The following is a 12297-nucleotide window of genomic DNA, read 5'->3' as shown; positions in this document are numbered from 1 at the left end:
ACAGCCGCAGGGCACGGCGATGGTGGGTAAGCAAACACAGGCCGGTGACGGTGTTTGCCGCACGTTGAACCCAACAGAAGGCGACGCCCTAAGGTTCAGTCAAGCACACTGAACTCGACCCGTGCGATTTGTCCGCCCTCGTCGAGCACGCTGAGCTGATAGCGGCCACTGCGTTCGAGCAGCGGGTTGATCGCCGTTTCCGCCGCACTGTCGGCCAGCGGCGCGCCGTTGAGGAACCACCAGCGATGACCGCTGCCACCCAGGGCGGTGAGTTTCAGACGCAGCGGCTCGGCGCTGGCCAGCGGCCGCCGTAGACTGTCGCCCTCGCGCACCCCGACGATGGACAGCGGCGCCGCTGCCGGCGGCAGTTGCGCCGGGCAGCCGGGGTCCAGCGCCGGCAAGCGCGCGCCACGCCGTTCGCGGCGTGGCAGCCAGGGCTCCAGTGGCGCCGGCCAGAGCGCTAGTTCGTGGGCCGTGGCGCCGGGACACGTGGCATCCACACGCAGGCCCTGTGGGTTGAGCCAGATTTTCTGCAACAGGCCCAAACCCAACGGCTGGTCCAGGGCCTGCAAGGTCGGCGGCGTGGTGCCGTCGAGCGTCCAGGCGAAGCGCTGGCGACGGCAATTGGGGTCGTCCTTGCCCAGCGGCTGACCGAGTGGCCAACAGATCGCCGCCACGCCGATACTCTGCGGCACCCCATCCACCGGCACCGCGATGCCGCGCTGGCTGTCGCGGTTGACCAGCAGATCGTGCACCTGCAACAACAACGGCGCCGCCGAAGCCAGGCCGAATTGGCCGGGCACCGGGGTGCCGTCCGGGCGACCGATCCAGATGCCGATCAGGTAGCGTGGCCCCACGCCAATCGCCCAGGCATCGCGAAAGCCGTAACTGGTGCCCGTCTTCCAGGCCAGCACCGGGCGCTGTACCAGTTGCGCGCGCGGGTCACGGTCCGGGCGCGCCTGACCGCTGAGAATGCGCCGCACTATCCAGGCCGCGCCAGGCGACAGCAGGCGCCGTTCGCGCAAGCCATCGTCGGGCTGAAAGCGCAGCCGTGCGGCCTTGCCCGCGCGGGCGAAGGCGCTGTAACCGGTGAGCAGTTCTTCCAGGCTACTGCCGGCGCCCCCGAGGATCAGCGCCAGGTTCGGCTCAGCCAATGGCGGCAGCGCCAGCGGCACACCGGCACTGCGCAATTCACCGGCAAAGCGCTTCGGCCCATAGGCTTCGAGTAACTGCACCGCCGGCAGGTTGAGCGACGTGGCCAACGCTTCGCTGGCCGATACCGCGCCGGTAAACCCGCTGGAGAAGTTGCCGGGCCGGTAGTCGCCATAGCGGCGCGGTACGTCCTGCAACAACGACTCGGAGTGGATCAGGCCGGCGTCCAGGGCCATGCCGTAGAGGAAGGGCTTGAGCGTCGAGCCGGGCGAGCGCTGGGCAGCGATCATGTCGACATGGCCGAAACGGCGCGGGTCGCCGATATCCACCGAGCCCAAGTAGGCGCGCACCGCCATGCTCTGGTGCTCGACCAGCAGAATCGCCGCCGAGGTGTGCTCCGGCAGGCGGGCGCGCCAGCCGAGCAGCAAGTCTTCCAAACGTCGCTGCAAGGCGGCATCCAGGGTGGTGCGAATCAAGGGCGGGCTGTCGGCTTTGTTCAGCCGCCGCGCCAACAGCGGCGCCAGCCGTGGTTCCTGGCGCGGCGCCAACAGCACCGGCTCCTCCAGGGCCTCCTTGACCGCCAGCTCGGGCCACACCTGGAACCAGGCCAGGCGCTTGAGCACTTTGTCGCGCGCCGCCTGCGCGCGCTCGGGGTAACGGTCGGGGCGCAAGCGGCTGGGCGCCTGCGGCAGCACCGCGAGCAAGGCGGCTTCGCCACGGGTCAGTTGCGACGGCGGCTTGCCGAGGTAAGCCCAGCTGGCCGCCGCCACCCCCTGCAAGGTGCCGCCGAAAGGCGCGCGATTGAGGTAGAGGGTGAGAATCTCGCTTTTCGACAGGTACCACTCCAGCTGCGCGGTTCGCCAGAGCTGGCGCAATTTGCCGGCGAAGGTGCGCGCGTGCGGATCGAGCAGCCGCGCGACCTGCATCGACAAAGTGCTGCCACCCGACAGCACCCGTCCACCGCGGAGGTTCTGCCACGCCGCCCGCAGCAACGCCAGCGGGTTGACCCCGGGGTGGCGGTAGAACCAGCGGTCCTCATAGGTCAGCAGCGCCTCCAGGTAATAGGGCGAAACCTCCTCGGGCTTGATCGGGTAGCGCCAGACACCTTCGGCATCGGCAAAACGCCACAGCGGCGTGCCGTCTTCGGCCAGCACCACGCGGGCCAGGTCATCGCCAGGCAACTGCAACGGGAACAGCCCGTCCGCCGACCAGAGCAGCCCGGCCAACAGCAGGGGCACGGCGATCCATGGGCGCCGCAGCCAGGGCCAAAGCCTGGCCAACCGCGTAGCGAACGGATGCAAACGAGGCGGGAGAACGAACGTCAAAGGTGGCTGTCCGACGGAGCACGGCGTACAGCATAAGGGGGCGGGCGGAAAAGGTCAGCCCGCGCTTCAGCGCGCGTGCGCCGCGCACGGTTCGGTTACCCTAGGTCATCAGCCGGGTAGCCGGCTACCGACCGCCACACACCGTTTACCCTCGGGAACTCAGCATGCAGGTAGAAGGCTTTTTCGATTGGCTCGGCCAAGCACTTGGCAGCGTGATCCGCTTTATCGTCGAAGGCCTGAGCGGCTTTCTGCAACTGATCGGCAACGCCGGCAGCCAGTTCATCCATGGCCTGTCGCGCGCGCTGGGCATCACCCCCTCGCTGCTCAGCATCGTCGCGCTGGTGCTCGGCCTGCTGCTGATCTTCAACGCCGGCCGCGCCTTCATTCGCCGCTCGTTTTTCGTCGGCGTCATCTGGTTGCTGCTGGGGCTGTGGTTGCTGAGCCTGATCATCAGCTGACAATCCTTTGAGCAATACCGCTCCTCCCCTCAAAAGAGAGGGGCGGTATTGCTCACAGCCGTTCCAGTGCCGAACCACTTACACCAAAAGAGCAGAACCTAAGGCATGTTGCCGATGAGGCCCCGCATCTCCTGCTCGGAGTAGCCGCGCAGCGTTTGCGTGCGCACATTGCCGAGCGAACCTGCTTTCAAGAGCAACGAGGTTGCAGCGTCCTCGGGGCCCTCGACGACAAACACCATGTCGTAATTCCCGACCGTCCAGTACGCGGCCTTGACCGTGAGGCCGAGCGCTTCGCCCATCGTCTTGAAGGCTTGGAAACGATCCGGGGAATCCTTGACGCCGCGGATGCCCTGATCGGTGAAACTCGCCAGCGTGATGAAGGTAGCCATGATCTCAATCCTGTTCAGGTTGTTAGATGACTGTCACAGAGCTATCGCTTAGCGACCGCTGCAGCCAGCAGAGGAGCGACCTGCTCGTCGGTTAATGCGGCGTAAACCTCCATGGCGAACAGGTCATTCCATTCGAGCGCCCATTTCTGTATCAAAGCCAGATCGCTGGCCTCCGCCACGCCGAAGCCAGACATGTGGCCCACTGCATGCCAGCGCCCCAGCATCGTCACGCCCTTGGGCGGGCCACCGCCAGTTTTCAGGAACCGCTCGATAGCGGCATTACGATGTTCTGGGCTGATGGACCAACTGATGATGAATAACATCTGCGACCTCCCGTTATAGGGTGGCACCTGCGCTTTGCGCGCCTGGCGGGTGCCGCGGCCAGGCACCGCGTATCATGGGCCGTGTTGACCGCGCCGGCGGCCACGCCTCCCACCCCTCACTTGCGCGCAGGCGGAATTAGAGTCATTCATCCGCCCGGCAACCGCCTCTGAAGGAATAGCAGCCCGCTACTGCCGCCGCACGACCACTGATCTACTGCCGCCACGGCAGGCGCAGATGGGGGCGCCTATACTTTTTGCCCCGACAGGTTCAAGGCGCATGCCCCAACCTGATCGAAACAGCTGTCGTGGCAACGACAGCCACTCCCCAGCCACAAGCAAGGAGATCGAAATGGCAATCCGCATTGGCGACGAAGCACCGGATTTCACGGCCGACAGCACTGAGGGCCCCCTGCACTTCCACGAGTGGATCGGCGACAAATGGGCCATCCTGTTTTCTCACCCGAAGGATTTCACCCCCGTCTGCACCACCGAACTCGGTTGCATGGCCGGGCTCAAGCCGGAATTCGACAGGCGCAACACCAAGGTCGTCGGCCTCAGCATCGACCCGGTCAGTGACCATCGAGCCTGGGTCGGCGACATCGAGGAAACCCAGGGCCACGCGGTCAACTATCCGCTGATCGGTGACGATAACCTGGTGGTGGCGAAGCTCTACGACATGATCCACCCGAATGCCGGCGGCGGCCCGCGCACCGCGGTGGACAACGCCACGGTGCGCTCGGTGTTCATCATCGGTCCGGACAAGAAGGTCAAGGCGATGCTGATCTACCCGATGAGCGCCGGGCGCAATTTCGACGAAGTCCTGCGCCTGCTCGACTCGTTGCAGTTGAACGCCAAGCATACGGTCGCCACCCCGGTGAACTGGCGGCCGGGCGAGGATGTGATCATCCCCACCTCGGTGTCCGACGAAGATGCCCGGAAGAAATACCCGCAGGGCTTCAAGACGCTGAAACCCTATCTGCGCGTGGTGGCGCAGCCGAAGTAACAGAGGGGGCAACCGTCTCTGCACCCAGGGCCGCCACTGACACGCCGTCGCGATAGCGTCTTCGTTCCCACGCTCTGCGTGGGAACCACCAAAAAGCCCGCCGCACGATGATCGCCCGGCGGGCTTTGGGCTCTGGCGGGGCTAGCGCGCCTTGATCACCAGCGCGGCCGGGGCTTCGCCGAGTGCCCGCCAGCTCGGGCGGTACATCGACTCCACCTGTGGTGGCGGTACGCGATAGCGGCCGGGGGTCACGGCGCGAGCCAGGTAGAGCAGATGGGTGGTGCCGTAGCCGCCCACATCCAGGGCGGCGACATAGCGGTCGTCACGAAATTCCTGGTGTTTCAGGTTGGCGTTCTGCATCGATCGCTGCCACTCCTTCACCGCACGGCTGGCGTCCTCCAGGCTGGCGGCGCTCTGCGCGAGGTTCTGGTTTTCCAGCTCCAGGCCAGCTGGCAGCAGGTCCACCACCAGGGCATCGGGCACCCGTTGCTTGGCTTCCACCGCGAGGTGCACCAGCACCAGCTCGCCACTTTCCAGCGCCGCCAGGTTCAGCGGTTGGCCATCCATGCCCAGGTACTCGCGGCGGATGCTGAGGTTCTCGCCACCGGCCGCCGGCGCGGCCAGCGGGTAACCGGAAATGCTCAGCTGCTGATAGAGCGACTCGCTGCCCGCGTTGCGCAACGTCAGCGGCGCGGCCAGCCCGGCACCGTCCAGCTTCAACGCCGGCGCGGCCGTACTCAACTCGCGAACGACACCTTCAATGCTCAGCTGCGCCGTCCAATCGCGCTCAGGCTTGATCAGCAAACCACGCCCGGCCAGGTACAACGCGTTGCGCTCCTGGGTCGAGAAGTACTGATTGGCCGCCAGCTCATCGGCCAGGGCGAACAACCGTTCCTCGCGACTGCTGGCCGCCAGGTCGTTCTCTTCCAGCAGGGCCAGGATCAGCGCCTGGTCGCGCAACGGGCTGCCGTAATCCGCCAGCCACTCTTTGGCGCTGCGCGCACGGGCCAGGCCCGCCGCCAGGGCATCGTCGGCGCGGGGCTGGTCGCCCATCTGCTTCAGGGCCACCGCCAGTTGCACCAACGGCAAGCCGGACATGGCCTCGGCGCGCCGTTCGAACAGCGTACGCAAGGCACCCAGCGGCGCCTGCTGACTGCGCGCCAACACGTAACCGGCATAGGCCTGCACGGCGAAGCGGGTATGCTCGGCGTTCTCGCTGTAGCTGACTTCGATCAGGCTGCGCTCCTGCAGGTAACGCAACAGCCGCTCGCTGGCCTTTTTCAGCGCCTCGGGCGGTACGGCGAAACCTTGCTCGCGGGCGCGCAGGAGGAAGTCGGTGACGTACGCGGTCAGCCAATACTCCTCGTCGTTGTCGGATCCCCAGAGGCCGAAGCTGCCGTTATAGCGCTGCATGCCGAGCAGGCGCTCGATGCCCAGTCCGATCGACTGGCGCCGCTGCTCGTCCGATTCGCCGGTCAGGCCCAGACGCTCGAGGCTGGCGGCATCGGCATACAGCGACGGATACAGCCCGCTGGTGGTCTGCTCCAGACACCCATAGGGGTAGGCCTTGAGCGCGCGAATCTGCTCGCCGAGATTCAGTGGCGGGCGGCTCGAGAGGGCCAGCAGCGCCTCCCGTCCCGCCGGCTCGAAGCTCTCCAGCACGCCGTCCGGCAGGCTCCAGGTTTCGCCCTTGAGCACCGCACGGAACTGTTTGACCAGCGCCGGGTAAGCCGGACGAATGCCCAGGTTCCACTCACGGCTGAACGGCGGCAGGCTTTCACCCGGCAGCTCCAGCCCCTGTACCGTGACCTTGAAACGCCCCTGCCCGTAGCCGCCCAGCGCTCGCACCGGAATGCGCAGGGTGATGCGTTGGCCCTTGCTCAATTGCACCGGCGCCACTTGCCCGCCGGCGCTTTGCGTCAGGCCCAATTGGCCCTCGGCGCTCAGCTGCACGTCCAGTTGCTGGGTTGTGTCGGTCAGGTTGCTCAAGTCCAGGGCCAGGGTGGTTTCATCGCCACCGGCGAGAAAACGCGGCGCCGAGAGTTCGGCGATCAGCGGCGCGGCGACTACAGTCTTGCCCTCGGCCATGCCGTAGCGCTCGTCGCTCCAGGCCTGCGCCATCAGCCGCAGCTCGCCGTTGAACTCGGGGATGTCCAGGCTGACTTCACCTTCGCCCTGCTCGTTCAGGTTCAGCGGCTGGCTTTGCAAGGCGACGATGGTGACGCTGGTGTCCGGGCGCTTGCCGCCCTTGGCCAGCGCCGCGTCGCCACCGAACGCCAGGCTGGCCAGACGGCCTTGGCCGGCCTCGATCAGTTGGCCGTAGATGTCCAGCTGATCGGCGCCGTAGGCCTTGCGCCCGAACAGGCTGGCGAAGGGATCCGGCGTCGGGTACTGGGTAATATTGAGGATGCCGACATCCACCGCCGCCACCAGCACGCGCACCTGTTTCGGCACGCTGCCGTCGGCATTGCGGGCCTGCACCTTGACCGTCAGCGGCTGCTTGGGGCGCATCTTTTCCGGCGCCGTGAGGGTCAACGCCAATTTGCGCGGCGCGCGCTCCAGCGGCAGATGCAGCAGGCCGACCGCGCGCTTGGGCGTGACATTGGCTTTGCGCTCGCCGGGGCGAATGATCAGGGCACTGACATACAGGTCATGCCGGGCCCACTCCTTGGCGATCGGAATGTCGAAGCTCTTGCCTTCGGCAGGCACCTCGATTTCCTCCCACCAGAGCGGGCCATTGCTCGACTCGACCAGCAGATAACCCTTGCCGGCCGAGGGCGGCGTGACCGTGACCCTGGCCGTGTCGCCATCGACATAGGCCGGCTTGTCCAGCGCCAGCTTGACCTGATCGGGGCGCACGGCGCCGCCTTCGGTGTTGTCTTGCCAGCGGTAGCCGGCCCAGAAGCGCAGGCTGCTGAGCAGGCCGGTTTGCGGGTCTTCGAGCTCGACGCGATAGGGGCCCCACTCGACCGGGAAACTGACCTTGGCGGTGCTGCCGGCTTTGACGCTGAGGGTCTCTTCGCTGAGGTTCAGGTACTTCTCGTTGTAGTGGTAACTCCAGCCGTCGTTCTCGGAGTAGTTCCAGTAATAGTCGCGGCGCTCGCGGATCAAGCGCACCTTGAGACCATCGGCGGCCAGCTTGTTGCCGGCCGGGTCGGCTACCAGCAGCTCGAATTCGGCCAACCCATCGGCGTCGATCTCTTCACCCTCGAACAGGCTGCGCAGCCCTGGCAGGCGCTCGGCCGGCCAGACCGGCTGGACGATGCGCCGGGTGATCGGCCGGCCGCCGGACTCCTGCAGGCTGGCCTGGAGGATCAATTTCAGCGGCGACTTGGCATCGGCCCACTTGCTCTGGATATCCAGGGTGGTTTCGCCATCGGCATCGAGGACGGTTTCCTCCAGTTCGAGATCCTGGCTCAACTCCTCTTCCGTCACCGAACCGAACTGGTAACCCGGCAGCGCCTCGACCGCTTCACGCAGCGGGCGTACGTAGAGTTGCCCGCTCAGGCGATTGCCCGCCGCCGGTGCGCCGTAGAGGTAGCGGCCGTTGACGCTGAACCGGGCGTTGTCCGCCGGGGCGAACGGCGTATCACGGCCCTGCAGCTCCAGCGCCAAACGTTCGGGCAGGAAGTCCTCGACCAGGAACTCATACAGTTGTGGCTTGCCGTCGCCCAGATCGAACAGCAGTTGCCAGCGCCCGGTTGGTGCTTCGCCCGCCAGTTGCAGCTGGTATTGATAGAGGCCGGCTGCGTCCGCCTCCCAGACGAACTTGCGGCTGACCTGCTCGTCCGGGCGGCGCACTTCGACGCTGACCGGCTGGGTTTTCACCGCACGGCCATCGGCGTCGCGCAACAAGGCGTTGAGCGCTACGGTTTCACCGGGGCGGTACAGATCGCGCGGGCCAAAAACGAAGAACTGCAGCGGATGCGCCTGCGGCCCGGCGATATCGAACTCGGCCAGATCCAGCGCCGCGCCGTTGAGTTGCAGCAGGCTGGTCTGTTCGCCTTGGTGCGCCAGCAGCACTTCGGCCTTGGGCGCCAGCGCCAGCTCGGCATGACCGGCACCGTCGGTTTTACCGCTGACCAGCACATGGCCGGCGCCATCCAACAGCTCCAGCTCGACCCCCTCCAGCGCCTTGCCACCGTCCAGGGCCTGGGTGAAGACATCCAGACGTTCCCGGTAGCGGTGCGCCGACAGGCCGATATCGCTGAGGCTGAACAGCGTGGCGGGCTGCGAATAGGTGTAAGTGCCGGCGCCGCGCATCACCGCCAGGTACACCCCGGGCTGTTTGAGCGGCTGCAGGCCGGCAATCGGCAACAACAAGGTTTCGCGGGTGTTGCGCGCCGGGTTCAGGTCGAAGCGGCCGCTGTAGACCAGATCCGCCATCGGCAACAGCTCGCGGGCATCCCAGGTGCCCAGGCTGGTGCTGCGTCCCCAGCGACTGAGAAAGGCCGGCAGCGCCTGTGGTTGGATGCGGAAGAACTCGACGTTGACCTTGTCGACGTTCAGGGTCAGCACCGGCAGACCTTCGGCCAGACGGGTTGGAAGCAGCGAACCGCGGCTGGCGAAACCGATGCTGGCTTGCAGATCGCGGGTTTCCAGCCGGCTGATGAAATCCTTGGCCAAGGTCGCGTCGTTCACCCCACGCAGGCCGGCATCCACCGTCAGCACCAGTTTGCGCCGCGGTTCCAGATGACGCAGGCGCAATTCCATCAGGTTGTCGGAAAGCTCCCAGGCGCCGTCGACCTTGCCGCTCTTGCCGTCGACCAGGTGCAGCTTGTCAGCGAATTTCTGCTCGGGATCGAGCGGTATGCCGAAGCTCACCGACAGCGCGCTGGCACCGTCCAACTGAACTTCCGAGACGTCCACCACCGTCAACTCACGCCCGGCATAGCGTTTGGCCAAGGCGGGCACATCCACTTCCGGTCGCGGCGTGGCCTGCTCGCTGCCGGCCGGCACCGAGCTCGCGACGGGGTGCTCGGGGGTCGAGGAATCACAAGCGCTGAGCAGGCTCAGAACAAGCGCCAGAAGCAGTCCTTTCTTCGGCATTTTGTACTCCGACATATCGGGGGCAACAGAGGCCGAAAACTATAGCCGAGCAACATTACCGGTGCTGGTTAAACCATGACGGAGGATAAGAACCGGTTCACACGCAGGGTTTAAACGGCTTCGGCTTCGCGGTTTGCCAATGGCGCGCCACTATAATGCGGCCTACTCAGGAGCCTCCTTATGCTGCGCGACGCCTGGCAACACACACCGACCCACCGCAAGGTTTGGGCGCTGGCCGCGCCGATGATCCTGTCGAATCTTTCGGTGCCGCTGGTGGCGTTGGTCGACAGCGCCGTGGTCGGCCACCTGCCCCACGCTTACCAACTGGCGGCGGTGGCGGTCGGCGGCAGCCTGTATACCTTGCTGGTCTGGGCCATGGGGTTTCTGCGCATGGGCACCACCGGTTTCGCCGCTCAGGCCGCCGGGCGCCTGGATGGCGGCGCGCTGCGGCAGGTGCTCTGTCAGGCGCTGCTGTTGGCGCTGGGGCTGGCGTTATCACTCGGCCTGCTCGCGGTGCCGTTGAGCGGCGCTGCCCTGGGCCTGATGCGACCCTCGGCGCAGTTGCAGCAACTGACCGGCGACTTTCTCGCCACTCGGCTGTTCGGTCTGCCCGCGGCCCTGGCCAACTACGCCCTGGTCGGCTGGTTTCTCGGTACGCAGAACGCCCGTGCGCCGCTGGCGATCCTGCTGAGCACCAACCTGATCAATGTGCTGCTGGCGCTGTGGTTTGTCCTTGGCCTCGACTGGGGTGTGGTCGGCGCCGCCCGCGCCTCGGTATTGGCCGAATGGAGTGGTGCCCTGCTCGGCCTGCTGCTGACGCGCAAGGCCTTGCTCACCTATCCCGGCCAGATCGATTGGGCCGCACTGCGGCGCTGGCTGAACTGGCGGCCACTGCTGGCGGTGAACCGCGATATCTTCATTCGCACCCTGGCGCTGGAGCTGGTGTTCTTCCTGATCACCGCGCAGGGCACCCGCCTGGGTGACGCGACCGTCGCCGCCAATGCCCTGTTGCTCAACGGCCTGCTGCTCACCGCCCATGCCCTCGATGGTCTCGCGCATGCCGTGGAAGCATTGTGCGGCCACGCGATTGGCGCCCGCGACCGCAGCGCCTTGCGCCGCTGCCTGATAGTGGCCGGCGGCTGGTCGCTATTGGCGAGCCTGGGGTTCGCGCTGTTCTTCCTGCTCGCCGGCCCGCTGTTCGTCCAACTGCAAAGCGACATTCCCACGGTGCGCGCCACCGCCCTGGTCTACCTGCCCTACCTGGCGCTGCTGCCGCTGGTGGCGGTATGGAGCTATGTGCTCGACGGCCTGTTCATTGGCGCCACCCGGGCGCGGGAGATGCGCAACGCCATGTTGGTCAGCGTATGTTTAGCCCTGCCGCTGGCCTGGGGTCTGCAAAGCCTGGGTAATCACGGCCTGTGGCTGGCGTTTCTGTGCTTTATGCTGCTGCGGGGCCTGAGCCTGGGCGTCTATGCTTACCACCTGACCCGTCACGACCTGTGGTTCGGTCCGTCTAACCACCAAGGAACTGCGCATGCTCAGCCCTGAGTCACCCGCGAACGAAGTCTTCCGCCAGCAGGTGTTGGACAACCAGGAGCTGCTCGACACGCCCGCCGACCCTTATCTGGACATTCTGGTACGGGTGGTGCGCGAGATGTTCGAGGTGAAAACCGTGCTGGTCAGCCTGATCGACCGCGACCGCCAGTGGTTCAAGGCGCGCCTTGGCCTGGAGGTACCGGAAACACCGCGCACCTTTTCTTTCTGCGGCCATGCGATTCTCTGCAGCGGAACTTTTATCGTCGAAGACGCCCTGGCCGACCCGCGCTTTCGCGACAACCCGGTGGTGACCGACAGTCCGTTCCTGCGCTTCTATGCCGGCCAACCCCTGCTTTCCGAGGACGGCCATGCACTCGGCACCCTGTGCCTGCTGCACCCCGAACCCAAACGACTGAGCGACAAGAAAATCCGCCGCCTGAAAGACATGGCGACGCTGGTCGAAGGCTACCTGAAGCTGCGCTCTGTCAGCGCGCAGACGGAACAGCTCCGCGCCGCCCTGAGCCGCGAACAGCGCAAAGCCATGCTCGACCCCCTGACCCAGCTATGGAACCGTGCCGGCCTCAACCACTTTCTGCCCCGCGAGCAGCGCCAGGCACAAGAACGTGGCCTGCACCTGGGGCTGTTGTTCTGTGATCTCGACCGGTTCAAGCGGGTCAACGACACCTACGGCCATGGCGCGGGCGACCAGGTGCTTTGGGAAAGCGCTCGGCGCATCGCCGCCGCCGTGCGCCCGCAGGACGTGGTGACACGCAGCGGTGGCGAGGAGTTCGTGGTGCTGACACAGGTCCGCGATCAGCAGGAGCTGCGGCAGATTGCCGAACGCATCCGCAGCGCCATCGCCAAGACCCCGATCAGCGCCGACGGCATACAACTCGACCTGACCATCAGCATCGGCTGCGCCCTGGCGGGGCCGGATGAAGAGGGGAATGACACCCTGGAGCGCGCCGACCAGGCCATGTATCAGGCCAAAAACAACGGCCGCGACCGGGTGGAATACGCCGCCGACCCAGCACAAGACCAGAACGACTAAACACTGACGAC

The 12297-nt window shown here is 66.0% G+C and carries 8 protein-coding genes; 4 read left to right on the top strand and 4 right to left on the bottom strand.

The features are described 5' to 3' along the window. Window positions 1-95: 95 nt before the first annotated feature. Window positions 96-2390 (bottom strand): peptidoglycan glycosyltransferase PbpC, encoded by a 2295-nt coding sequence (gene pbpC, locus AC3IYG_RS03105; protein ID WP_489312259.1) that lies wholly within the window; start codon window positions 2388-2390, stop codon window positions 96-98. Between the two features lie 251 nt (window positions 2391-2641). On the opposite strand from pbpC, the gene AC3IYG_RS03100 reads away from it, so the two are divergent. Beyond that, window positions 2642-2935, top strand: a complete 294-nt coding sequence (locus AC3IYG_RS03100) for a hypothetical protein (RefSeq protein ID WP_489312257.1) — start codon at window positions 2642-2644, stop codon at window positions 2933-2935. A 98-nt stretch (window positions 2936-3033) separates the two neighbouring features. Here AC3IYG_RS03100 and AC3IYG_RS03095 read toward each other — a convergent pair whose 3' ends face one another. Together AC3IYG_RS03095 and AC3IYG_RS03090 are read right to left on the bottom strand one after the other, a co-directional pair. Further along, window positions 3034-3324 carry a GYD domain-containing protein gene (locus tag AC3IYG_RS03095; protein ID WP_489312256.1) on the bottom strand — a complete coding sequence of 97 codons (291 nt, stop codon included), beginning with the start codon at window positions 3322-3324 and terminating at the stop codon, window positions 3034-3036. Window positions 3325-3365: 41 nt separating this feature from the next. Continuing rightward, window positions 3366-3647, bottom strand: coding sequence for a DUF3303 domain-containing protein (locus AC3IYG_RS03090; RefSeq protein ID WP_489312255.1), 282 nt, complete (start codon window positions 3645-3647; stop codon window positions 3366-3368). Window positions 3648-3996: 349 nt separating this feature from the next. Between AC3IYG_RS03090 and AC3IYG_RS03085 the strand changes: the two genes are divergently transcribed. Beyond that, entirely contained in the window at window positions 3997-4650 is a 654-nt protein-coding gene (locus tag AC3IYG_RS03085; RefSeq protein WP_489312254.1) for a peroxiredoxin, read from the top strand. A 141-nt stretch (window positions 4651-4791) separates the two neighbouring features. On the opposite strand, the gene AC3IYG_RS03080 is transcribed toward AC3IYG_RS03085, so the two are convergent. Beyond that, on the bottom strand, window positions 4792-9699 hold the full coding sequence (locus tag AC3IYG_RS03080; RefSeq protein ID WP_489312253.1) for an alpha-2-macroglobulin family protein: 4908 nt from the start codon (window positions 9697-9699) through the stop codon (window positions 4792-4794). A gap of 180 nt (window positions 9700-9879) precedes the next feature. Here AC3IYG_RS03080 and AC3IYG_RS03075 point away from each other — a divergent pair, with 180 nt between their 5' ends. Together AC3IYG_RS03075 and AC3IYG_RS03070 are read left to right on the top strand one after the other, a co-directional pair. Next, entirely contained in the window at window positions 9880-11247 is a 1368-nt protein-coding gene (locus AC3IYG_RS03075; RefSeq protein WP_489312252.1) for an MATE family efflux transporter, read from the top strand. Continuing rightward, window positions 11234-12286 (top strand): sensor domain-containing diguanylate cyclase, encoded by a 1053-nt coding sequence (locus AC3IYG_RS03070; protein WP_489312251.1) that lies wholly within the window; start codon window positions 11234-11236, stop codon window positions 12284-12286. Before AC3IYG_RS03075 ends, AC3IYG_RS03070 begins: the two co-directional genes overlap by 14 nt. Window positions 12287-12297: the final 11 nt, after the last annotated feature.

This window comes from Pseudomonas sp. KH_027 (assembly GCF_057838565.1).
The sequence above is the reverse complement of the archived record's forward strand: the minus strand, read 5'-3'. Positions and strand labels throughout refer to the sequence as shown.